The organism is Enterococcus rotai, assembly GCF_001465345.1.
In the GTDB taxonomy this organism is placed as follows: Bacteria; Bacillota; Bacilli; order Lactobacillales; family Enterococcaceae; genus Enterococcus_L; species Enterococcus_L rotai.
This window is the reverse complement of record NZ_CP013655.1, coordinates 824,217-848,413: the sequence shown is the minus strand read 5'-3', so window position 1 is coordinate 848,413 and position 24,197 is coordinate 824,217. Positions and strand designations below refer to the sequence as shown.

Below are 24,197 nucleotides of genomic sequence, written 5' to 3'. Positions count from 1 at the left end.
ATTTTGCTATACTTTTTTCAGAACTTATCAAACGATAAGGAGGAGGAAGAAGAATGTTTTTAGCTTGGAATGAAATAACCCGTTCAAAATTACGCTATGCATTGATCATTAGTGTGATGTTTTTGATTTCGTATTTAGTCTTTTTTTTAACAGGTCTAGCATATGGTTTGGCGGAAGATAATCGCACGGCTGTGGATAAGTGGCAGGCAGATGGTATTGTGTTGTCGGATGAATCAAATACGAATATTAACATGTCGATGATTCCGATCAAATCAATGGATCAGGTCGAGGCAAAAGAAAAAGCTGTACTTGGTCAAACAGCAGCCGTAATTCAATTAGATAAAAAGAACGCTGAAAAAATCAATGCTAGTTTTTTTGGTATCAATAGAGACGAGTTTTTAATGCCAACTATTGTCGAAGGAGAAGCGTTTAAGAATGAAAATGAAACGGTCGTGGATGAGAGTCTGAAAAAAGAAAATAATGTTCAGTTGGGCGATACGATAAAACTGGCAGGAAACGATAAAAAGCTAAAAGTAGTGGGATTTACAAACAATGCCAAATTTAATGTTGCTCCTGTTTTGTATGTCTCAACAGCCGCTTTTCAACAAATTCGCTTTGAAAAAACAGATACTTCAGAAAATGGCAGAGTAAACGCAATTGTGTTTCGAGCAAAAGATGGGGCAGTAAAAAATGTTCATGTAAAAGATGATGGCCTAACTCGTTATAGTATTGGCACATTTATTAATAAATTGCCTGGGTATAGTGCCCAAGTACTGACGTTTGGTTTCATGATCGGATTTTTGATCGTCATTGCAGCAATCGTGATTGGAATTTTCATTTATGTATTGACCATGCAAAAAGCAACAATTTTTGGGATCATGAAAGCACAAGGGATTTCTGGATTTTATATCGCTGTCTCTGTGATTGTCCAAACCTTTGTTTTAGCCGTGTTGGGGATAACTTTTGGGTTACTAGGTACGCTTGGAACCTCATTTGTATTGCCGACAGCAGTTCCGTTTCAAACAAATTGGTTATTCTTCTTGTCAATTGGCGGAATCATGTTGGTGATTGCTGTATTAGGTGCATTATTTTCTGTCCGGACGATCATAAAAATTGATCCACTGAAGGCAATAGGTTAGAAGGGAGTTCGTTTAACATGAAAGCAATCGAATTTTTATCTGTGGATAAACAGTTTTTAGATGGAGATACGACAATCGAAGCATTGAAATCCACAGATTTTTCTGTGGAAAAAGGCAAATTTGTGGCTGTGATTGGCCCAAGTGGTTCGGGGAAAAGTACGTTTTTAACATTAGCTGGTGGCTTGCAAACGCCAACGAATGGCGAGGTTAAGATAAATAGTGAAGCATTCAGTAAAGAAAATGAGAAAATACGCTCTAAAATACGCTTCTCTGAAATTGGTTTTATTTTACAAGCATCAAATTTGGTTCCATTTCTAACTGTGGAAAAGCAACTGCGGTTGGTGGATAAAGTGAAAAAAGAAAAGACCGATATGGAGAAAGTCAATAAGTTATTAACAGAGCTGGGAATTGAGAAGTTGAAGAAAAAATATCCTGATGAAATTTCTGGTGGTGAACGTCAACGAGTAGCAATTGCTCGGGCCTTGTATAATGATCCGTCTATTATCTTAGCGGACGAACCTACAGCAAGCTTAGATTCAGATCGGGCTTTTGAAGTTGTAAAAATATTAGCGAGAGAAACAAAGGAAAAAAATAAAGCAACGATCATGGTCACTCACGATCAACGTTTGATTGAGCATTGCGATGAAGTATATGTGATGAAAGATGGCGTGTTGCAAAAACAAAAAACTTAGAAAAAGCAAATGAGATAACATGTTTATTTGGTTTTAAAGGGTGAGGCAAAAGTATTTTTACTTTTGTCTCGCTCTCATTTTTTATATAAAAAAACCTTGTACAGAAAAACTGTACAAGGTTTTTTCGAGAAAGATCCATAATGCAATAATAGCAAGAGAATCTTAAAGTTTTTGGTTGTAGTATTCAACGACAAGAGCTTCGTCGATATCAGGGTATAATTCATCACGTTCTGGTAAACGAGTGAAGCTACCTTCTAATTTTTCAGTGTCAAAGCTTACGAATGCTGGACGTCCAACAGTTGCTTCAACAGCTTCTTTGATTGTTACTACGTTTTGAGATTTTTCACGAACAGAAATCACTTGACCAACTTCAACGTGGTATGAAGGGATATCTACGCGTTTGCCATCTACAGTAACGTGACCGTGGTTTACTAATTGACGTGCTTGACGACGAGTAGTAGCAAGGCCTAAACGGTAAACGACGTTATCTAAACGTTGTTCTAGTAAGATCATGAAGTTAACACCGTGTTTACCTTCTTTGATCTTGCTTGCTTTAATAAACAAGTTAACGAATTGACGTTCGTTCATACCGTACATATGACGTAATTTTTGTTTTTCAGTTAATTGCATACCGTATTCAGAAACTTTACCACGGCTGTTTGGTCCGTGTTGTCCTGGTTTGTATGGGCGACGTGCTAGTTCTTTACCAGTTCCTGATAGAGAGATACCTAGACGACGAGAGATTTTCCATGATGGTCCTGTATAACGTGACATTAAAAATTCCTCCAATAAAATAATTTTTTGGAGTAAAATAATCTTCTGAAAAATTCATATTCGTTCAATTCATTCTTCAACCTTCGCCCTTTGCAGCCGTGGTTACGCAGTTGAACCTGAAAAGAATAGCCGATAAGATGATTAAACCTTAGAAGCTAGACATCAATCAAGGCAATGAATTGTTGACGAGCCTATTATTTTTCTGCTGCATTATTTTACACAAAGATTAGTATAACGTAAAAAAAGTGATAACTCAAGTTTTTTCTTGAGTTATCACAGATAAACTACCAGCCTCCAGAAGCGCCACCACCACCAGATGAACCCCCACCGAAAGAGCCCCATGAAGAGCCACCATTGCCGCTGCCAGAAGAATCATTGTCTGACCAATTAGTAGCATTGTAATTAGATGTCAGATAGGCAGTCGTTAAAATGTCTCCATTACCTGAATAAAGAGTATCGCCAATTAAAATACGGCCAAAAGCTTTTGGTTGAGCAGTTGGATTTTTTAATAGTCTACCTCTAGCTCGTGCACGCCGTATACCTCTTCTTGAAGAAATCAGAAAAGCTCCGCTGAGCATGATATAGTAAAGGTCTGTTTGTTTTATTTTTTCAAGAAGTAATTGAGAATCAGATTGATGAATTTCATTGGTACTGCTGGACACTTGTTCTTGATATGCATCATAGCTTAGTTTTAAAGACATTCTTGCACGTACGAGTCTGGTGATCAAGACTAGGCCAACGACTATGATGCTTAACAACAAGATGAATAACCCCCAATGAGCAAACTTAGCTGAGCTTCTTTGCTGTTCAACTTGATTGATTTTAGAATCGACCAAGGCTGTTTTTGTGTTCATTAAAGCGAAAACGTTATCCACGACTTGGGTTACAGCAACAGTGTAATTTTCTTCTTTAAACTGATCGACAACCGTATCGTCATTGATAATAGTGTCTGCTAGGCCATCAGGAATCAACCCTTCCAATCCATAACCCACCTCTAAGCGGAATTCTCTTTCATCTAAAGCAACTAAATATAAGACACCGTTATTTTCATTTTTGCTACCGATCCCTAGCTGATTGAAAATTTTATTGGCATAAGATTCAATATCTTCACCACGGGGCAATTTACTGACGGTTACGACTTCTAACTGAGCACCGTTGGTACTGGCAGCTAGTTGTTTGTTCAGATCATAGATTTTTTTCTTTACGGCAGCATCTAACATGTTTGCGTTATCTGAAACAAATATATTATTTTTGTTGATTACTAGATTACTGTCGGTTCCGTCAATAACAACAGAATAATTATTTTCCTGTTGAGGATACTCTTTTAAATTATCTAGGTTTTCTTGCAAAACAGTATCAAACGATTTTGTTGCTGTATCTATGTTACCAGCTAGAATGTCTGTACGTTCTTGTTCAAGTTTGAGCAATTGTCGGTCATAGGAATCTATTTTGGCAGGATAATGATTTTCTGTTATAAAAAATAAGGTGAAAAAGAAACCGCAAGATAGAATGATCCACAATAAAATGACCATAAAAATGTCGTTTCTTCGTTTTAAAGAACGATAGTGAGAAATAACTTTTTGATTTAACTGTTGTGGCTGATTGTTTTGAATGGATCTATACATGATGTTCGTCCCCCCTAACTTCAAGCTAATACCAAATCTTCTTTTTCATTTTTATGGAGAAAGTAAGTGTTGATACTACTATTTTACCATTAGCTTAAATAATGTCATCCTACTTCAGATGGATTTTTTTGTTTTTAGACTAATATAGATTTATTTGGAATTTTCCCCTTCAATTTGTTATGCTATGAAAAAAAGTATTACTTTGTATGAAAAAGAACTAGACAAAACACCCGCTGGTCTTTAAAATGATAAAGGACGTTTTTGAAAATATTAGATGAAAACAAATTGAAAAGGAGAAACACAATGAAACCTGTATCGCCATTGTTTGAGCAGATCGACAAATCAATTAGTAAAAAAATGAACTTATTCCAAAGCAGTTTTATGCGTTACGCTTTTCGCGCTATCCTTGCTTGCATGTTTTTAACATTAGGAACAGCGGTTGCTTTTGCGATTGCAATCAAAGGTGAAGGAATGGTCCACGGCTTAGGCAAGATCCTTTATGCCTTCATGTTCAGCTGGTCACTTGTTATGATTCTTTATATGAATGCGGAACTGGGGACATCGAACATGTTATATATGACAGTTGGAGTTTACCGTAAAAAAATCAACTTCTCTTTTGCTGCAAAAATTTTATTTACCTGTATTTTCTTTAATTTAGTTGGTGGGGTTCTTTTTGGTTACTTGATTTCTTTGACCGTTCCTTTCCAGGACTTACCGGCTGACAGCTTTTTCTTCACGTCGATTGCAGGTAAATTAGATAAAACAACAACACAAATTTTAGTTGAAGCAATTTTTGCTAATATTGTGGTAAATACAGCAGTGCTAGTGAGTATGCGTATGAAAGATGATGCAGGTAAAGTTGCGGCTATCGTTTTTATCATTTTCATCTTTGCTTTCTTAGGGTACGAGCACGTTATCGCCAACTTCCCAGCTTTTAGTTTAGCGTATTTCGCTTCTCACGGAACATTGGCGGCAATGACAGCTAGCAGCGTAGCACACAATCTATTCTTTGCTTTGATCGGTAACTTTATCGGTGGTGGCTTAGTAATGGGCTTAGGTTATGCTTGGTTGAACAATGCTGATACAAATTATTTAGACTAATGAAATGAAAAGCTGAGATGGACCTATTTCCATTTCAGCTTTTTTTGCTGTCTGGGCTGATTTGAAGTAAGATAGAGGAAAGAAGTAAAAGGAGCAAAAGGATGAATGAAATTGTGTTTCCCAAAAATAAAGAAAAAGCACAGCAAATGGCCGCTTACATGAAAAATTTATTTCCTTTTGCAGGTGTTGCAGCACCAGAACGTGCGGTGTTAGAGAAAGAGCTATTGAAAGTTAGTAAAAAAATGCCAGTCACAGAATTGTTTGACTTAATATGTTTCTATTACCAGAAATCTGAACGGGAGTACCAGTATTTGGCAATCGATTTGGCAACGGTCAATGTCAAGCGCTTCTCTTTTGAAGACATGATACACTTCAAACCATTTGTGATCGAAAAAGCTTGGTGGGACAGTGTTGATGCTTGGCGTAAGTTTTTTGGACTGTGGGGCGCTCAACATTTTGAAGAAATGCCGCAGTTATTTGATGCCTTTTTTGGTGAAGAGGATTTTTGGCACAGACGGATTGCCATCAATTTGCAACTGTTATATAAAGAAAAAACAAACACTGTGTTATTGAAAAAAGCCATCATTTATGATAAAACTACAGATGAGTTCTTTATTCAAAAAGCAATCGGCTGGTCTTTGCGTCAATATAGTAAAACGGAGCCAAATTGGGTCCAAACATTGATGGAGGAAACTGATTTAAGCCCATTAGCCGTTAGAGAAGGCAGTAAGTATTTGCCAAAACCATAGAAAGCGAGCGAGTTATTACGCCATGAGAAGAAAACTTTTTGCATTTGATATTGATGGAACATTACTGGGAACAGACAGACAACCACTAGAGAGCACCCGAGAAGCATTAAAGATGTTACGCCAACAAGGGCACCTTGTAACGATTGCTACGGGACGCAGCCGATTTATGGCGCAAGATATTATCTTAGATCTAGATTTTTCTAATTATGTTCTTTGTAACGGTGCCGCAGCATTTTTAGATCATGAACAATATTTTCAAAATTTATTAGATCAAGATGAATTGCATCGTTTTGCTTCAGAGGTAGAAAAAAGAGAAATCGGCTTGGCCTATGTCGGGCTGGATGACGTGAAGAAAAACAATCATCATCGCCGTCTCCAAATGGCTGAAGCGATGGGATCAATCGATTTTGAAGCACCGGAATATGATGTGAACTTCCAAAAGGAAAATGATGTCTATCAAGCATTAGCGTTTTATGATGATTCGGCAGATGGGATGTTTGATCGTGAATTTTCAAAATTCCGTTTTATCCGCTGGCATTCTGAAAGTGTCGATATTGTGCCTAAGAATGGTTCAAAAGCATCAACCTTGTTGAACTTAGCAGATCGTGTGGGGATTGCTCGTGAAGATATCATTACATTTGGCGATGGTGAAAATGATCGTGAAATGTTACGTGAAGCAGGTATTGGTGTAGCGATGGGTAATGCGTTACCGCATATCCAAAAAGAAGCAAAAATCGTGACAGACACCAACGATAATGACGGTATTTGGAAAGCGTTAAAAGAATTAAAAGCAATTTAAATAGAATAAAAAAGTGAAACAGGACAAACATGTTGCGTTTGTCCTGTTTCACTTTTACTTTATTCGATCACCAAAACGCCATCTTTCAATGCGTAGGGATTTTCTGGATTAATGTGATCATAGAACATGACCCCGTTCAAGTGATCGATTTCATGTTGAACTACGATAGCTTCATAATTTTTTAAACGAATTTTTTGTTTGACGCCATCTGTATCTATATAAGAAAGCGTGATTTTGTTATGACGTACCACATAGCCCGGAACTTCACGGTCAACAGATAAACACCCTTCGCCTTCGCCTAAACAAGCATCTTGAACTGAATGGCTTAAAATTTTAGGGTTGTACATCACGGCACTCAATGTCGGTTCAGGGTTTTCCAGATCGCCATTCGGGACATGAACGGCAATGATTCGTTTTGAGATATCAAGCTGAGGTGCGGCCAAACCAACACCGCCTCGTAAGCCTAATTCTTCTGCTTTGACAGGATCTTGACTATTTTTCAAGAATTCCATCATGTCTTGTCCTAATTTGATATCTTCATCAGAAAGCGGTACGGTAACTTCATGTGCCACTTCTCTTAGTGTGGGGTTTCCTTCACGGATAATATCCTCCATGGTGATCATGGGATAATTCCTCCTTTATAGTTAAAAGTCTAGCCCAGTCTCGACTGGAAACTAGGATCTTTTCGTTAATGTATTTATTCGCCTATACAGTTTATCATAAAACCATTAAGAATGGGGATAAATTGTTCAAAAAAACACTGCTAAGAGTTAGCTTGGTCTTGCATTTTTAACAATTTTCCTGTAAAGTGTACCTGTATGGAAACATACCGTCTTTTACTTGGTTGTGCGAATCACCAACGCATTACTCAGTAGGAAGATGACTATTAAAGAAGAGGTGAAAAACATGGCAATGTCAAAAGAAAAGAAAAACGAAATCATTAGCGAATACGCTCGTCATGAAGGAGATACTGGTTCACCAGAAGTACAGATCGCTGTATTAACTGCTGATATCAATCACTTGAATGAACACGCTCGCGTTCACAAAAAAGATCATCATTCTTACCGTGGACTAATGAAAAAAATTGGTCACCGTCGTAACTTGTTAGCTTACTTACGTAAGACTGACATCCAACGTTACCGCGTATTGATCGAACGTTTAGGATTACGTCGTTAATCAAAAAAGGAAAAGCGAGATTCTTAACGAACCTCGCTTTTTAGCTTATTCAAAAACGACAAAGGTAAAGTAGCCTTAAATTACTAAAAAATAAGTTTCTTTGGAAAGTTTGAAGCGAATCTACTAACCAAATAAAAGGACTCAACTTTTTTGAATCTTTTCATTTGTTTAGTAGTAGTCTGACTTTTCCGAAGAACAAAGGAGAACAAAGACATGACAGAAAAACAAGTGTTTAAAACAACTTGGGGCGGACGTCCCTTACAAGTTGAGATCGGTCAATTAGCCAAACAAGCGAATGGTGCAGTATTGGTTCGCTATGGGGATACTGTAGTATTAACTGCTGCAGTTGCTTCAAAAGATGCGAGAGATTTTGATTTCTTTCCATTGACTGTTAACTATGAAGAAAAAATGTACTCAGTAGGGAAAATTCCTGGTGGATTTATTAAACGTGAAGGTCGTCCGAGTGAACGTGCAACACTAACAGCTCGTTTGATCGACCGTCCGATCCGTCCAATGTTTGCAGAAGGGTTCCGTAATGAAGTTCAAATCACCAATACAGTAATGAGCGTGGAACAAGATTGCACACCAGAAATGGCTGCAATGTTTGGTTCATCTTTAGCTTTAGCGATTTCAGATATCCCATTTGACGGACCAATCGCAGGTGTTGATGTTGGTCGTGTAGACGGAGAATACGTATTAAACCCAACTGTTGAACAGTCTGAAAAAACAGATATCGAATTAACAGTTGCTGGAACGAAAAAAGCAATCAATATGGTTGAAAGTGGTGCTAAAGAAGTATCAGAAGAAGATATGCTTGGTGCGTTACTTTTCGGCTTTGACGCTATTAAAGAACTAGTTGCTTTCCAAGAAGAAATCGTTGCCGCTGTCGGTAAAGAAAAAATGGAAATCAAATTATTACAAGTCGATGCTGACTTGAAAAAAGAAATCTTCGCAGCTTATTATGCTCCAATGAAAGAAGCTGTTATGACAGAAGAAAAATTAGCTCGGGAAGTCAATATCGATGCAATCAAAGATCAACTAAAAGAAGCGTATGCTGAAAAATTTGCTGGTCATGAAGAGGAAGCGCAAGTAGCCAAAGAAGTGAAACAAATTGCAGAGGACCTAGAAAAAGATGTTGTTCGTGAATTGATCACGATCGATAAAATCCGTCCTGATGGCCGTAAATTAGACGAAATCCGTCCATTGGCTTCAGAAGTTGGCATTTTACCACGTGTTCATGGTTCCGGTTTATTCACTCGTGGACAAACACAAGCATTGTCAGTTGTGACATTAGCACCACTTGGTGAACATCAAATCATTGATGGACTAGGCGTTGAAGATAGCAAACGTTTCATTCATCATTATAACTTCCCGCAATTCTCTGTTGGTTCAACAGGTCGTGCAGGCTCCCCAGGTCGTCGTGAAATCGGTCATGGTGCCTTAGGTGAACGTGCAATGGCACAAGTTATTCCAAGTGAAGCGGATTTCCCTTACATGATCCGTGTAGTATCAGAAGTTTTAGAATCAAATGGTTCTTCTTCACAAGCAAGTATCTGTGCGGGTATCTTAGCATTGATGGATGCTGGTGTGCCAATCAAAGCACCAGTTGCCGGAATTGCGATGGGACTTGTCAGCGATGGCGAAAACTATACGATTTTAACAGATATTCAAGGTTTAGAAGATCACTTAGGCGACATGGACTTTAAAGTTGCTGGTACAAAAGATGGTATCACAGCCCTTCAAATGGATATCAAAATCCAAGGTATTACGGAACAAATCCTAACAGAAGCATTGACTCAAGCGAAAAAAGCTCGTATGGAAATTCTTGCTGAATTGACATCAACATTAGCTGAACCTCGTCCAGAGTTAAGTAAATATGCACCTAAGATCGAAATGATCCAAATCGCTCCAGCCAAAATCAAAGATGTAATCGGTAAAGGCGGAGAAACAATCAATGGCATTATCGATGAAACAGGCGTTAAGATTGATATCGATCAAGAAGGTAATGTAAGTATTGCTTCTGCTGATGCAGATATGATCAAAAAAGCGATCAAGATCATTGAAGAGTTGACAAAAGAAGTTGAAGTTGGACAAGTTTACTTAGGTAAAGTCGTTCGTATCGAAAAATTCGGTGCATTTGTTAACTTGATCAAAGGGAAAGATGGCCTAGTTCACATTTCTCAATTAGCCAATGAACGTGTCAACAATGTCGAAGATGTTGTGAAACTTGGCGATGAAGTACTTGTAAAAGTTATGGAAATCGATAAACAAGGCCGTGTGAATGTTTCACGTAAAGCGTTGTTGACAGAAGAAAATAAAGAAAAATAAGCAATCGATTTTTGCTTTAGTTTACATGTTTTAAGAGGTTAGGACAGAAGCGTCTAGGCCCGAGAACCAAGTAGGTACTGTGTAACATCAGCTCGTACCTCGCTGTGTTTTACAGCAATAAGCCAGCATTCACGGAAATTGTTCTCCAAATTTTTGTGAATGCTGGCTTATTGTTTCCGAAGCCTTCAAATCTTAGTGCTTTAGCGCTTAGAAAACAAAGGAAGCAACGTAGCTTTCCGATACCTTGTATTGTGCATCATCGAATCACTTCATTCTTCGTGATTTACAACAATGTGATCGAAGCGTAGCGTAGTGGCTGCTTCTGCATCTACGGTTCTCGTTTCACTCCGATCCTCGAAGCATGGAGGACCGTTTGCTCCCAACGTTTATTTGGGATTAACGTGTTTAACAAAAAGAGAACCAACTTTTGTTCCACACTCTTTTTTGTAAAAATGATTTTATTTAATAAAATTAAGTAAAGAGACACCACAGCTCTTTTGTTTGCTTCTAATTAGTGGTAAAATTATTGCTATCAGTCTAAAGATTATTCGGGGTGTCGATGTGAAAAAATTTAATCCAAATAAAAATATAATTATCACGTTAATCGTAGTGATCATCGTGGTTACTATCATCAGTTTGACCGCAGCTCATAGAGCAAACGATGGGAAGAGCAATCTAGGTCAATCTGCAGTCAACGACAGTGTAAGTTTTGTCGATAAGGTCATTTCATTTCCAGCGAATGTGATCGGCAGTGGCATCTCATCGATCAGTACATTATTTAACACGTATGATGAAAATGTGCGCTTAAAAGAGCGGATCGATGGTTATGGTGAGTTATCGATTCAAAATGATAATTTAAAAAAAGAAAATGAAACGTTGAAGAAAGAATTAGCGTTAAACGAGACGTTAGGCAATTATGAAAAAGTGACGGCAACCGTTGTGTCACGTTCTCCTGATATGTGGCAAGATCTCCTGATTGTTGATCGTGGATCAAATGACGGGATCGAGCCGAATATGGCCGTGATGGCGCAAAAAGGGTTGATTGGACGTGTCGTTGAAGTCAATGCGACGTCATCGAAAGTAGAATTGTTAACATCTAAAAATCAAAATTCAAATCATTTCCCAGTCCAAATCAATTCTGAAAAAGGGGATTCTTATGGACTATTGAAGAATTACGATGATAAGGAAAACACATTGATCATCAGTCAATTAGTAGGAGATATGGATATCAAAGAAGGCGATATCGTTCAAACATCTGGGTTGGGTCAAAACTCTCCAGCAAACTTACCAGTTGGTGTGGTTCAAAAAGTTAAACCAGATAGCTATGGCCTAGACCGTGAAGTGTATGTTAAACCTTATGCTGATATGTATGGGATTCCCGTTGTGACGATCATCAAGCGACTAGCTGGAGCGGGGGAATGATGAATAAATGATACGTAAAGAAAATGTTAAATACTATGCGCCTGTGGTTTTCTTTTTGCTTATGCTGATTGATGGTCAATTGACTCAGGCTGCCATAAATTTAACGGATAACGTCTATTTTGCGAATGCGCATCTTATGTTATTAGCATTTTTGATGGCGGTTCCCAATTTATCGAAACGTTATCTGTTGATTACGACGTTAGTCTTAGGCATGGTCTGCGATAGTTATTATATTGGCATTATAGGGATTTATACAGTAGCACTAGTAGCAACTGTTATGATGATGTATCGTTTCCAGAGAGTAGTCCATACGAATTTGCTAACAGCGTTTTTCGGAATGATTATTTTTGTAACGACGTATGAATTGATTGCAGTGGGACTTCAAATCATTTTCCATCTATCAAACGTTGCGCCACTATTATTTATCACAAAAGTTTTAGGGCCAACCTTACTTTTTAATATGTTGATATTTGTTATTTTTTCTTATCCATTAAAAAGATTATTCGCGAATGAATAGTCTTTTTTCTATAGCTGGAGTTAGAGTGTAATATTACAGTCTTTACTAGTGAAACCTATAGTTAAACCGGATTGGTACTAGTTACAAGCGTTATTTAATTAGCTTGCATGAAACAATTTTGTAATATCCTGTTTATCTGTATGTCATACTGCTATGGTACAATTAGCTCGTTGTCAATGAAACTATGACTGAAACAATACTCAGCAATTATAAAATACATAAAAGTAAACACCGGAGGACTTAAGCGTGAAAAAAAGTATATTATCAGCATTGATGGTCTGTTCGATTACTCTTAGCACAGCTGCTTTGCCAATAGCTGCAGTGGCAGATGACTATGATACAAAGATCGAACAACAAGACGAAATCATCAACGGACTAAAAACGAAAGAATCAGAAGCTGCAACTAAACTAGCCGCAATCGAAGCTGACATGTTGAGTACAGCAACAAAAATCGATGAATTGACCGATAAGAAAAAAACACTTAAAGATGAAATCACAACATTATATGGTGAAATTTCTGATTTAAATGTTCGTATTCAAAAAAGAGAAGTTCAAATGCGTAACCAAGCTCGCGATGTTCAAGTTAGTGGAACGAGTACTAGTTATTTAGACGTTATTCTTAATTCTGAATCAATTTCAGATGCAATTAGCCGTGTACAAGGAATTTCTACATTGGTTAAAGCCAATAATGATTTATTAGAGCAACAAAACTCTGATAAAAAAGAAGTAGAGAAAAAGACTAAAACCGTTGAAACACAAATTTCTGTTCTAGAAACTTCAACAAAAGAATTAACAGATAAGCAAGCTTCATTAGATACTTTAAAAATTGAGCAAGAGATTGCAAAAAATGATTTAGAAGCACAACGTTCAACAGAAGAAGGCAAGAAATCTGAGTATGTTGAACAAAAAGCAGCCGCTCAAAAGAAATTAGAAGAAGAGCAAGCGAAACAAGCAAAACAAGCAGAAGCGCAAAGAAAAGCAGAAGCTGAAGCCGCTGTAAAACTTGCAGAAGCACAAGCGTCAAATCCAGGTCTTGCTAAAACAAATGTTGTAGAAGAAAATGGAACAACGAATACAACACCTGTTGCACCAACACCTGAAAAACCAGTAGAAAAACCTAGCGATAATAACACTGGCGGCGGTAGCAGTATTGGGACCGGCGGCGTGTCAGAAGCGAAGAAAAGAGCAGCTCAAATTGCCTTGAATGCTGTTGGTCAGACAAACCCAACAGGTTGGGGACAAAGTGGTGAATGTATCGTAGCAGTACAAAATTGGCTAAATGCAGCCGGTGTTAGATTCTCACCAGGTGGCCCGCATAGTGGGTATACACAATCAGGAGCAGTTCAAGTATCATGGTCTGATGTTCAAGTTGGAGATGTGGTTCAATACGAGAACGCACTTAGTCCAGATGCATGGCTAGATGGTGTTCATACAGTTCTAGTCGTTGGTGTTAACGGCAGTTCAGTTCAAATCGTGGAATCAAATAACCCAGCAGGATCAGGTTATGTATCGACAACTACAGGTTGGACACCAAGTCCATATGCTGCAAACTTTAGAGCAGTTGTATGGCGTTTCCCAGGATAAATCAATTAAAAAACATCCTCATCGACAAAACCATTTTTAGTTTTGTCGATGAGGATTATTTGTATTATATTGTCTAATAAAGTAAGGTATAAGAATCGGTGTAGTTGTTCATGTCTTTTTTGATCACAGATCGTTGAATCAATCAGAAATAGAGTTGAAAGAATTGTTTTAGTAAGTACATAAGGTATAAATAGCCTCTATTTCAGTCGTCATGTTTAACTTTCAAAAATGAAATACTCCTGTAACATTATTTTTATATGTATGACATGTGATTATGATACAATGATTTCGTTGTCAATATTAGAATGAAAATTACTCAAAAGATGAACCATTATATGATAAGTAAAAAGTCGGAGGAATGAATAGTGAAAAAAAGTATATTGCCATTATTAATGACTTGCTCATTAGTTCTTACATCTGTAGCATTACCAGCAATCGCATCAGCAGATGAAGTGGATTCAAAAATTCAACAAAAAGACCAAGCAATTTCAGGATTGAAATCTAAAGAAGCTGACGCTCAAAGTCAAGTGGCTGCGGTGCAAGATCAAGTAGCTTCTATTAATGAAAAAGCAGAAACTTTATTAGCTGAACAAGGCAAATTAAGAACAACATCGACTAACTTAGAAAAAGAAATTACACAATTAACAAAACGTATTGAAAAACGTGAAGTTGCTATCCAAAATCAAGCACGTGACGTACAAGTTAATGGCGGTAGCTCAAGCTACATGGATGCATTATTGAACGCAAAATCAGTATCTGATGCTATTACTCGTGTAACAGCTATGTCTACGATTGTTAATGCAAACAATAACTTAGTGAAACAACAACAAGAAGATAAAAAAGCAGTAGAAACAAAGAAAACTGAAAACGAAGAAAAATTACAAGAATTACAAGATAATCAAGTAGAACTTGAAGCTCAAAAAGGCGATCTTGTTAAAGCAGAAGCTGATTTGAATGTATTACAAACAACATTAGCTGCTGAAAGAGCAACTGCTGAAGATCAAAAAGCTAGCTTAGTAAAAGAAAAAGATGCTGCAATTGCAGAACAAGCACGTATTGCAGAACAAGAAAAAGTAGTAGCAGCAAATGCTAAAAAAGCTGCAGAAGAAGCTGCAGCTGCTAAAGCAACAAAACCAAGTACTACAACTGCTTCATCAACTGAAGAATCAGCAACTACTGGTAGCTCAACAAATAATAGTAACAATACTGAAGTGGTAACACCTCCTGTTAATAATAACGGTGGAGGCGGCGGAACAGTTGATCCAACTCCGACACCAACTCCAGGTCCTGTTAAAACAGATCCAATTCCAGACCCAGATCCACTACCAGAATCAACTGGCGGTTCTGCAATTTCTATCGCAGCAGCACAAGTTGGTAAACCATATGTATGGGGTGCTAAAGGTCCAAATAGCTTTGACTGTTCTGGTTTAGTATATTATGCATTCATGCAATCAACTGGACGTAATGTCGGTGGATACACAGGTGCACAAGAAAGTGCTGGTACACGTATCTCTGTAGCGGAAGCTCAAGCTGGAGATTTATACTTCTGGGGTAGCCCAGGTGCTTCTTACCACGTAGCGATTGCTACAGGTGGCGGCGGTTATATCCACGCTGGTAACGAAAGTACAGGCGTTGAATACAGCAATGTTGGTTCATTCACACCAAGTTTCGCTGTACGTATGTAATCAAATTAAATCTAATAATTTAAGAATCAGACTGTTGTCTGGTTCTTTTTTTGTAAAAAGAAATAGAAAGAACTCGATTCAAAGTATTTTCTACCTTGAACTGAGTTCTTTCTATTTTTATTTAATATAATCCTCAGTTAACTCTAAAAATTCATTTACATCTTTAATTACTTGATCGATCCCAGCTTGCCAAAAATCAGGTTTTGTTAGGTCTACATCTAAATGTTTTTTAGCCAAATCTTCAGAAGTCATGGATGCTGTATCTCGAAGTAACGCGATATATTGATCTTCAAAACCACTACCTTGTTGATTTGCATAAGCATAGATCCCCATACTAAACAAATAGCCAAATGTATAAGGGAAATTATAAAATGGAACATCATCAATAAAGAAATGAAGTTTACTTGCCCAAAAATGAGGATGGTAAGTGCCCAAACTATCTTGATAACTTTCTTTTTGTGCTTCTAGCATTAGTTCAGTGATTTCATCTTCACTTAAAAGTCCCTTTTGACGTGCTTCATAAAAATTATTTTCAAAAATAAAACGAGAATGGATATTCATAAACATGGCAATGGCATTTTGCATTTTCGTATCCAATAAATTGATTTTTTCTTCTGGTGTTTCTGCTTTTTTCAATGTGGCATCTGCAACGATCAATTCTGCAAACGTACTTGCTGTTTCAGCAACGTTCATTGCGTATTCTCGATCAAGTGCTGGAAGGTCCCACATCACGCTACTATGGAAGGCATGGCCTAATTCATGTGCTAAGGTTGCAACTTCATTGATAGAATTTCCAAATGTCATAAAAATTCTAGATTCCTTTGTTTCAGGAAGTTCTGTACAATAGCCTCCTGGGCGTTTATCTGGGCGATCTTCGGCTTCAATCCAACTCTTTTCAAAAGCACCTTTCGCAAAAGTTGCCATGGCTGGACTGAATTTTTCAAAATTTTCTAAGATAAACGCTGCGGCTTCATCAAAACTGTAGTTTTTTTCTTTTAAGTCACCTAAGATGATCGGGGCATCTTGATCTTGCCAATCCATCTTCTCTTTGCCAAACAACTGGGCTTTACGTGTTAAGAAATCGATAAATGGTTGTTTATTTTTTTGAATCGTATCCCACATTACATCGAGTGTTTCTTTTTGCATGCGGTTATAGTTTAATGGCTTTTCCAAGAAATCAGTTACACCATGTAATTTATAATCACTCAAGCGAAAACCATCCAAGTGATTCAATGTGTCTGCTAATAAAGGTGCTTTATCACTCCAGGCCTTTTCCCATTCAACAAATAATTTTTCGCGTACGTCAGAGTTAGGATCGCTCATCATACGGTTAAACGCTTGTCCAGCAGAAAGAAGTGTTGTTTGATCTCCTTCTTCGAATGGAATAGAAATACTGGCTACAATCGTGTCATAGTGGCTACTCCAAGCATTTAAGCCATCTAAAGACAAGGTGTTGATGATATTTTCTTCTTGTTCTGATAATAACTGCATCCCATCACGGCGGATTTCACTTAAGCGAAATGCAATGGATTCAAAAATAGGTAATGCAATCAATTCTTGCCATTTTTCTTCAGAAATTTCTGTCAATTTTTTTGTAAAAATAGTTTCTGCTAACTGAATTGCAGGTAATAATGAAAAAAGATCTCCAGATAAAATTTTGGCTTTCTTATCTTTTGTATCCGCAGATGCTAGTGCATTGATAAAACTACTACATTGTGAAAAACCGTCTGAGATATTTCCTTGTAGCGCTAAAATTTGTTCTAAACTTTGATACTGATCATCATTTTCTGGTGTCCATTGTTCGATCAAGTCATGGTACTCCTGACTTTGATCTTTCAATTTTGTTAAGCGTTGCTCTAGTTGTACCGATTGGCTGCCGCCAGGGAAAATACTATCTAGATCCCAAACAAGCGAGTAAGTCATATCTGATTCCTTCTTTCTTAAATTCATTTCTTCTAGTATATCATAAGAAAAAAGATTGAGTGATTGTTTATTTTATTTAAAAAAGCGATTATAATATAGGGAAAGAGGTGACAAATTGAAAAAACAGTTAAAAAATAGTAATTTTTATATTATCGTAGCATTTTTGATTATGGCAGTTTTATTTTATAGCTCTTCTCAGACCTATGAACAACAATCCCAAGTCGGATTACTGGATAAGCTATTGAGCAATCATCCATTTGAAGAACAGTTAAAAGGAATTTCATTTAGCTATGCTGGCAGTGAGGTTAGTATTCACGCCAAAGGCTATGCTAAATTTGTAGAGTTCTTTATTCGTAAAGGGGCTCATTTTGGGACGTATTTTTTATTAGGTGGTAGTTGGTTTATCGGATTAAATATGAAAATCAAACAACCACTTTTGATTGGCATTGTGGCTTGGCTTACAGCGACGGGCTATGCTGGTTTGGATGAATATCATCAAATGTTAACAGGCGGACGGACACCATTGTTTCAGGATGTAATGTTAGATTCTATCGGTGCGTTGACTGCAGTGGTACTTTGCTTACTTGTAATAGGTATTAAAAAACTAAAGAAAAAATAGGAGGCGACGCTTTGGACATCAGAGCGTTGCTTTTTCTATTTATATCATTTAATTCTAAAAATCAGTCTCAAGCTGGATGTAAATCAATACAAAAAATTTTATGATGAATAGAATGAGTAAAGCTACTGATAAAAGAAGTGGGAGAAAAAAGCATGAAATGTTTCTGTAAATCGATTGTCGCAACGATTATTATGATTGTGATCTGTATTGTCGGTCTTAGAATATATACATATAATAATACATCGACTGCAGCTGCAGTGGTCGATCGGTTAAATCCACTGGTTAAAGCTGATGTATTATATACGAAGACAACAGAGAAATATGACTCTAAATACCCAGATTCGGTTAGCAAAATAGATAATTTTACGTATGTTCAAACTTGTTATAGCAGAATAGGAAAACCTAGAAAAATGGCTTATATTTCGTTTGGAAAGCAGTTGTCACCTGGGAAATTTCTTAAATTAACAGTGAAAGGGCAAAATGTCATGTACTGGGAAGAAATTAAGCGAGAAGAACTACCTGAACTCGTTGTTCCTTTGTTATAAGCGTATGAAAAAAATCTTATAAAACAACTAGGTTATTTCATAAGAAACTCTTCTATAATAATAGTGAGGAGTGATTGAGCATGGAACATATAACCATCAGAAAAAATAAAACGAGAGATACTGCTACGCTAGAGAGTCTAGGAATGTTAGCTTATCGGATTTTTCCAGATACAGAATGTATCAATATCCAACTGTTAAGTGGTGCTCAGGAAGAGTGTACGATTCCATTCAAAAATGGAGAAGTCTTTATACTACGTGGTGTTGAGCTTTGTCTAGATATTATTGATTAACAAAATAAAGCGAGGGAAAACAGGTCTTGAAAAGACATTGTTTTCCCTTATTTCATTTAGATAGTTTTTTTAAATAAAATACTCTTTCTTAATTGTTGTAGACCTTCATGTAATTTTTGCTTAGAGCAACTACTATTAAGACGTAGAAATGGTTCTGCTAATTCTTAATAATGCAGGCCAAAATTGACTGTTTTATGTAACTTAGTTTTTTTGAAAATCAAAAAATTTACTTATGAGATTGCTTCAGCTTTCATATTGTATTCGCTATAGCAAATCGATAGAGCAAGAATAGCTATTGCAACTATTTAGAAGCATAGTAAAATAGAAGATAGCAAACTAAATGCCAAGATAAAAGAAACCGTTACGCTTTTGCTTTATCTAACTGCACAAATCAATCCTTAGGAAAATAAATAAATTGTCAGTGAAACAAAGAACGTTTCAATGTCAATTTCCTCATTTTCTACAGGATTAACCGATTTATTCCGCTTTTGCTTTGAAACACAGTAAATGAAAAGAACTGATGTTGAAAAGTACAAGGTGAAGCGAAGCGGAACGGAACGTTGTCACCATATCTAGCTACACGGGCTAGCCTCTCGGGAAAAAGATAAATTATGAATGAGGTAAAAAGCACCACAGTCATAATTTCCTATTTTCCTGTCGAGGCTGGACGAGCCCGCTACGCTTTTAGTATTATCTAGCTTCAAGAGCTAGCCTTTCGGGAAAAAGATAAAAATGGAATGTGACTAAGAGCATCACAGTCAATTTGTCCTATTTTCCTGTCAAGGCTGACCAAGCTCTTTCAGCTTTTAAATTAGGAGGAGAAATAATGGCAGGTCACAGTAAATGGAAGAATATTCAAGGTCGGAAAAATGCACAGGATACTAAACGGGGGAAGATTTTCCAAAAGTTATCAAGAGAGATTTATATGGCAGCTAAGGCAGGAGGAGCTGATCCTGCAACGAATGCTGCTTTAAGATTAGTGATGGATAAAGCAAAGGCTGCTAATATGCCTAATGACAATATCGATCGTGCGATCAAAAAGGCTAGCAGTGCGGGTGAAAATGAGCATTATGATGAGATTACGTATGAAGGTTATGGACCAGCTGGTGTGGCGATTTTAGTCTATGCCCTGACAGATAATCGCAATCGGACTGGAACAAATGTCCGAGTCGCATTTACTAGAAATGGTGGTTCTTTAGGAGAAACAGGTTCTGTCAGCTATATGTTCGACCGTAAAGGCTATATTGCAATTGAACGTTCAGGTCTTTCTGTGGATGAAGATACAATGTTTGAAAATGTGTTGGAAGCAGGAGCGGAGGATTTAGAAACCTCCGAAGAAGTATTTGAAATTTATACAGCACCGGAAGATTTTACTGCAGTTCGCGATGTTTTGGAAAAAGACGGATATAGTTTAGCTCAAGCGGAATTAACAATGGTTCCACAAACACTGGTCGAACTTGAGGCTGAGCAACAAGAGCAACTTCAAATGTTGATCGATAAACTAGAAGAAGATGATGACGTATCAGAAGTTTTTACTTCAGCAGATCTGTGATTTAAGAAATGATGACATAAAGTTGTCATCATTCTCATGTTAATTTATAGTCATCACATAAATGGAGATGAAACTATGAATTATAAAATCGAAGAAAAAGCAGCTTTTGCAGTTGGTGGATATTTACAAGAAATGCCGAAAATCGAAAAAAATGAAAATTTTTATGAAATATCACAATTCTGGTCAAATTTAACAGAAAACAACATTAATCAGTTGATGTCTGTAGCAGATGGTACTGTACATGGTATTCTAGGAGTTTCTAATAGTAATAAAAATCAACAAGACTCGTTTAACTATATGATTGGGACGAGTGCACAACCTCAGAAAATCAATGAGGAGAGTTTGGAGCGTATTCAATTTCCAAAATCTGATTGGGTAGTGTTTGAATGTATTGGTGCAATTTCAGCTGGTGTCACAGCAATCGATGAAACACAACCATTTGAACCGAATAACTTGATGAAACTGAAACTACAAACAAGTGCTCCATGGAGTGAGAATTCAGTGATTGAGAATACTGAACTATCAAGAGTAGAATGCTATCCGCTAGGCGATATGGAAGCTGAGGAGTATCGGTGCGAATTATGGATTCCTATAAAAAAATAATAGTTCTAAAAGAGGGATTAGAATGGAAAAAATTATTGACATAAACGTAGCAAATGTCTTTGAGCAATATCCGATGGATTATCGTCAACCGCTGTTACAGATAAGAGAGTTGATTTTTAATACAGCTGCAGGACTAACAATCGTAGGTGAGTTAGAAGAAAGTTTGAAATGGAATCAGCCATCTTATGCGACAAAAGCCAGTAAATCAGGCAGCCCAATTCGGATCGACCGTTTTGGCGATAAAAAAATCGCATTGTTCTTTCATTGCCAAACAACCTTAGTAGAAGAGTTTAGAGCATTATTTAGTGATATCTTTGAATTTTCTAAGAATCGAGCAATTGTTCTTGATCCTGATGAAGAACTGCCAATAAATGAGCTATGCTTCTGTATTGAACAAGCACTAACGTATCATAAAAGATAATAATAAAAACGATAAAATACAATGTGTACTCGTTGTGTTTTATCGTTTTTTTTATTATGGTTAAACCATTATGTGCGTTGAATAAAAGTGTAAGGAATGGTAACACTTTTAGTTGATGTTGAAAAAAGTAGATGAAAAGCTGCTTCTCCACATTGATCTAAATGATGATCTATAGTGGAAAAACCAAGAAGTCGGCTAGATAATAAATTTTCCTCACCGATAACGGTGATCTGAGCCTTTTCAATGTACTGTAAAATACCAGCTGCAACATCATCACCATTGGTTACGATCACATCAAGTTCTTTTACGTTGGAAAAATGAATTCCAGCTTGTAGTCCGTCTTCAAAAGAACGACAATTTCTCACAATCATCGTATCGTCCAATATCCCAAAAATCGTTTGATAGGCTTCAAGGACTAAGGCAGTGCTAGCGCTAATAGTTTCTGATCTTCCAACCGTCAACCCAATTTTTGAATGACCTTGCATTTTCAAGCGTTCAAATAGGTGAATATAAGATTCTTCACGTTTGATAGATACACAAGCAATCGGAAAATCCCCAGTATCTTCACAACAAACGATGGGTGCATATTTTAAATAACCGGCAATCATTTCAAAAGAAATTTTTTTCGAAGTGATGATCATACCATCCCACGCTTTTGCGGCTAAGTCATCTAAATATTGTTTTTCAATCTTAGGATCATAATTTGTGGGTAATAGAGTCACTTTGTATCCTTCATCAAAGGCTGCGCTTAAAATACCACTGACGATTTTATCAGAATAAGGATGATTCGCATACGGGATCATAACAGCGATATGCTTTGATTTTCCCTTACTTAAATCACGAGCTTTAGCGTTTGGAATGTAGTCAAGCTCTTGCATGATTTTAAGTATCTTTTCACGTTTTTCTTCCGCTACATAAGGATGATCATTCAGTACACGAGAAACGGTTGCCACTGAATAGCCCGATAATTTGGCAATATCACGAATAGTTGGCATAAGTGACTCCTTTCAAAACTAGTGACTAACGCTTACAGGACTCAGAATATCGCTTAAAAAAGGCACTAAGTGATTACCATAATCAATAAAGTGATAATGTTCTTTTTCATAATCAAAACAAATAAAATCAAGCTCGCCTTCTGTTCCAAACGTCAATCCTTCTATTTCAGCCAATTCTACTGTTTTATCGATCGGTTTGCAATAGTTATTCAAACTACGAATAATAAGTGTTTCATTATTGGTGACTAGAGAAACAAAATAATAATCGAGTCCTAGACGATCAGTTAGTTCAAGCATACCATTCATCATAACGAATTCCCCCTGTCTTTTGTTCAACTATAAAGTATGAAACGCGTATCAGGTCAAGAGGAATGAACTGATTTTATTAAAAGGATGTGACAATAATATTTTTTCTTGGTGAACAATATCAACTTGTTTCATTTCAGGGAACCAGTTTAGCACATTAGCTGTTGCTTTTAACTTATCCCTTATTTTAGATTTTTAAAGACCATCTTCTTTGTCTTTCTAAATAGCAGCGAGTATACTCAAAAGTAAGAGAGGTTTTCCTCAAAAAGAGCAAAGGAGTCGTTACTATGATCAAAATTAGTCAAGCAAAAATGGATGCATTGAATCGTCTGTCAAATGAAAAAGGACTGATCGAAGCATTAGCGATCGATCAACGGGGGTCTTTAAAAAAAATGATAGCAGATGCCAGCACGATAGCTACTGGTGAAGAAATTGTAGACTTTAAAAAAGTGGCTTCCCAAGAGCTTACGCCATATGCTTCAGCAATTTTACTCGATCCAGAGTATGGTTTGCCTGCAACAAAAGTACGTGACAAGAATTGTGGCTTATTATTAGCTTATGAAAAAACGGGTTATGATACTTCAACGCCAGGTAGAATGCCAGATTTACTAGAAACATGGTCTGTCTCACGTCTGAAAGAAGCAGGAGCCGACGCAATCAAGTTTTTACTTTATTATGATCCAGATGAACCAGCGTCGATCAATAAATTAAAACATGTTTTTGTAGAGCGTTTAGGTAGTGAGTGCTTAGGGGAAGATATTCCTCTTTTTGTGGAAATCGTTACGTATGACACGGAAATCACTGATGCTAGCTCAGCAGCATTTGCCAGAGTTAAACCTCACAAAGTGTTGGAATCTATGATTGAATTTTCTAAACCTCAGTATCATATCGATGTGTTAAAAATGGAAGTTCCAGTAAATATGAATTATGTAGAAGGTTTCGCTGAAAATGAAGTGGTATATAGTAAAAAAGAGGCTCTAGGTTATTTTAAAAAACAGAGTGAACTAACAGAACTACCATTTATCTTTCTTAGTGCAGGTGTTTCAACGAAATTATTCCAAGAAACGTTGGAGTTTGCGAAAGAAGCTGGCTCTAAATTCAGTGGTGTCCTCTGCGGACGAGCAACATGGCGTGAAGGAGTTAAGCCCTTTGCTGCAAAAGGTGAAGCGGCAGGTCGTGATTGGTTTGCTACTCAAGGAAAAGAAAATATTGAAACATTAAATGAAATCGTTGATCGTTGCGGCACTTCTTGGCGATCAAAAGTTGAAGTTGGATAGCAAAAAACGTCTGAAATAAATCTTTTATCGATTTATTTCAGACGTTTTTTTGAATAGACGATTAAAAAAGAAAGA

The 24,197-nt window shown here is 37.0% G+C and carries 24 protein-coding genes; 18 read left to right on the top strand and 6 right to left on the bottom strand.

Features of this window, described 5'->3' with window-relative positions; genetic code table 11:
- The first annotated feature begins 53 nt into the window (after positions 1-53).
- Together ATZ35_RS04050 and ATZ35_RS04045 are read left to right on the top strand one after the other, a co-directional pair.
- On the top strand, positions 54-1,139 hold the full coding sequence (locus tag ATZ35_RS04050) for an ABC transporter permease (protein ID WP_208929607.1): 1,086 nt from the start codon (positions 54-56) through the stop codon (positions 1,137-1,139).
- Positions 1,140-1,156: 17 nt separating this feature from the next.
- Positions 1,157-1,831, top strand: a complete 675-nt coding sequence (locus ATZ35_RS04045) for an ABC transporter ATP-binding protein (RefSeq protein ID WP_208929606.1) — start codon at positions 1,157-1,159, stop codon at positions 1,829-1,831.
- Between the two features lie 162 nt (positions 1,832-1,993).
- Here ATZ35_RS04045 and rpsD read toward each other — a convergent pair whose 3' ends face one another.
- Positions 1,994-2,605 carry a 30S ribosomal protein S4 gene (gene rpsD, locus ATZ35_RS04040; protein ID WP_025870165.1) on the bottom strand — a complete coding sequence of 204 codons (612 nt, stop codon included), beginning with the start codon at positions 2,603-2,605 and terminating at the stop codon, positions 1,994-1,996.
- Between the two features lie 284 nt (positions 2,606-2,889).
- The gene (locus ATZ35_RS04035) at positions 2,890-4,230 is read right to left on the bottom strand and encodes a TPM domain-containing protein (RefSeq protein WP_208929605.1); all 1,341 of its coding nucleotides are present in this window, start codon (positions 4,228-4,230) and stop codon (positions 2,890-2,892) included.
- 303 nt (positions 4,231-4,533) lie between these two features.
- Here ATZ35_RS04035 and ATZ35_RS04030 point away from each other — a divergent pair, with 303 nt between their 5' ends.
- The 3 genes from ATZ35_RS04030 (at position 4,534) to ATZ35_RS04020 (ending at position 6,879) form a co-directional block, all read left to right on the top strand.
- Positions 4,534-5,331, top strand: a complete 798-nt coding sequence (locus tag ATZ35_RS04030) for a formate/nitrite transporter family protein (protein WP_208929604.1) — start codon at positions 4,534-4,536, stop codon at positions 5,329-5,331.
- A 101-nt stretch (positions 5,332-5,432) separates the two neighbouring features.
- Positions 5,433-6,080, top strand: coding sequence for a DNA alkylation repair protein (locus tag ATZ35_RS04025; RefSeq protein ID WP_208929603.1), 648 nt, complete (start codon positions 5,433-5,435; stop codon positions 6,078-6,080).
- Between the two features lie 22 nt (positions 6,081-6,102).
- On the top strand, positions 6,103-6,879 hold the full coding sequence (locus ATZ35_RS04020) for a Cof-type HAD-IIB family hydrolase (RefSeq protein WP_208929602.1): 777 nt from the start codon (positions 6,103-6,105) through the stop codon (positions 6,877-6,879).
- Between the two features lie 59 nt (positions 6,880-6,938).
- Here ATZ35_RS04020 and def read toward each other — a convergent pair whose 3' ends face one another.
- A complete protein-coding gene (gene def / locus ATZ35_RS04015; RefSeq protein WP_208929601.1) occupies positions 6,939-7,502 on the bottom strand; it encodes a peptide deformylase in 564 nt (187 codons plus the stop codon).
- 283 nt (positions 7,503-7,785) lie between these two features.
- On the opposite strand from def, the gene rpsO reads away from it, so the two are divergent.
- From rpsO to ATZ35_RS03985, 6 genes are all read left to right on the top strand, one after another.
- Positions 7,786-8,055 carry a 30S ribosomal protein S15 gene (rpsO, locus tag ATZ35_RS04010; protein ID WP_010770485.1) on the top strand — a complete coding sequence of 90 codons (270 nt, stop codon included), beginning with the start codon at positions 7,786-7,788 and terminating at the stop codon, positions 8,053-8,055.
- A 213-nt stretch (positions 8,056-8,268) separates the two neighbouring features.
- Positions 8,269-10,383: a polyribonucleotide nucleotidyltransferase gene (pnp, locus tag ATZ35_RS04005; RefSeq protein WP_208929600.1), complete on the top strand. Its 2,115-nt coding sequence runs from the start codon at positions 8,269-8,271 to the stop codon at positions 10,381-10,383.
- Positions 10,384-10,944: 561 nt separating this feature from the next.
- Positions 10,945-11,805: a rod shape-determining protein MreC gene (gene mreC, locus ATZ35_RS04000; RefSeq protein ID WP_208929599.1), complete on the top strand. Its 861-nt coding sequence runs from the start codon at positions 10,945-10,947 to the stop codon at positions 11,803-11,805.
- 7 nt (positions 11,806-11,812) lie between these two features.
- Positions 11,813-12,322: a rod shape-determining protein MreD gene (gene mreD / locus ATZ35_RS03995; protein ID WP_208929598.1), complete on the top strand. Its 510-nt coding sequence runs from the start codon at positions 11,813-11,815 to the stop codon at positions 12,320-12,322.
- Between the two features lie 246 nt (positions 12,323-12,568).
- Positions 12,569-13,906, top strand: a complete 1,338-nt coding sequence (locus tag ATZ35_RS03990) for a coiled-coil domain-containing protein (RefSeq protein WP_244148210.1) — start codon at positions 12,569-12,571, stop codon at positions 13,904-13,906.
- Between the two features lie 365 nt (positions 13,907-14,271).
- The gene (locus ATZ35_RS03985; protein WP_208929597.1) at positions 14,272-15,591 is read left to right on the top strand and encodes a C40 family peptidase; all 1,320 of its coding nucleotides are present in this window, start codon (positions 14,272-14,274) and stop codon (positions 15,589-15,591) included.
- Positions 15,592-15,708: 117 nt separating this feature from the next.
- Here ATZ35_RS03985 and ATZ35_RS03980 read toward each other — a convergent pair whose 3' ends face one another.
- Entirely contained in the window at positions 15,709-17,514 is a 1,806-nt protein-coding gene (locus ATZ35_RS03980; RefSeq protein ID WP_208929596.1) for a M3 family oligoendopeptidase, read from the bottom strand.
- Between the two features lie 115 nt (positions 17,515-17,629).
- On the opposite strand from ATZ35_RS03980, the gene ATZ35_RS03975 reads away from it, so the two are divergent.
- From ATZ35_RS03975 to ATZ35_RS03950, 6 genes are all read left to right on the top strand, one after another.
- Complete coding sequence (locus ATZ35_RS03975) at positions 17,630-18,133, top strand: VanZ family protein (protein WP_208929595.1); 504 nt, start codon at positions 17,630-17,632, stop codon at positions 18,131-18,133.
- 152 nt (positions 18,134-18,285) lie between these two features.
- Positions 18,286-18,678, top strand: coding sequence for a YxeA family protein (locus ATZ35_RS03970; protein ID WP_208929594.1), 393 nt, complete (start codon positions 18,286-18,288; stop codon positions 18,676-18,678).
- Between the two features lie 80 nt (positions 18,679-18,758).
- Positions 18,759-18,968, top strand: a complete 210-nt coding sequence (locus ATZ35_RS03965; RefSeq protein WP_208929593.1) for a hypothetical protein — start codon at positions 18,759-18,761, stop codon at positions 18,966-18,968.
- 826 nt (positions 18,969-19,794) lie between these two features.
- Positions 19,795-20,520 (top strand): YebC/PmpR family DNA-binding transcriptional regulator, encoded by a 726-nt coding sequence (locus tag ATZ35_RS03960; RefSeq protein ID WP_208929592.1) that lies wholly within the window; start codon positions 19,795-19,797, stop codon positions 20,518-20,520.
- A gap of 75 nt (positions 20,521-20,595) precedes the next feature.
- Positions 20,596-21,123 (top strand): GyrI-like domain-containing protein, encoded by a 528-nt coding sequence (locus ATZ35_RS03955; protein ID WP_208929591.1) that lies wholly within the window; start codon positions 20,596-20,598, stop codon positions 21,121-21,123.
- 22 nt (positions 21,124-21,145) lie between these two features.
- The gene (locus ATZ35_RS03950; RefSeq protein ID WP_208929590.1) at positions 21,146-21,544 is read left to right on the top strand and encodes a DUF1801 domain-containing protein; all 399 of its coding nucleotides are present in this window, start codon (positions 21,146-21,148) and stop codon (positions 21,542-21,544) included.
- Positions 21,545-21,612: 68 nt separating this feature from the next.
- On the opposite strand, the gene ATZ35_RS03945 is transcribed toward ATZ35_RS03950, so the two are convergent.
- Entirely contained in the window at positions 21,613-22,539 is a 927-nt protein-coding gene (locus ATZ35_RS03945; RefSeq protein WP_208929589.1) for a LacI family DNA-binding transcriptional regulator, read from the bottom strand.
- 18 nt (positions 22,540-22,557) lie between these two features.
- A complete protein-coding gene (locus tag ATZ35_RS03940) occupies positions 22,558-22,848 on the bottom strand; it encodes a hypothetical protein (protein ID WP_208929588.1) in 291 nt (96 codons plus the stop codon).
- A gap of 284 nt (positions 22,849-23,132) precedes the next feature.
- Here ATZ35_RS03940 and lacD point away from each other — a divergent pair, with 284 nt between their 5' ends.
- Positions 23,133-24,122: a tagatose-bisphosphate aldolase gene (gene lacD, locus ATZ35_RS03935; RefSeq protein WP_208929587.1), complete on the top strand. Its 990-nt coding sequence runs from the start codon at positions 23,133-23,135 to the stop codon at positions 24,120-24,122.
- Positions 24,123-24,197 lie beyond the last annotated feature (75 nt).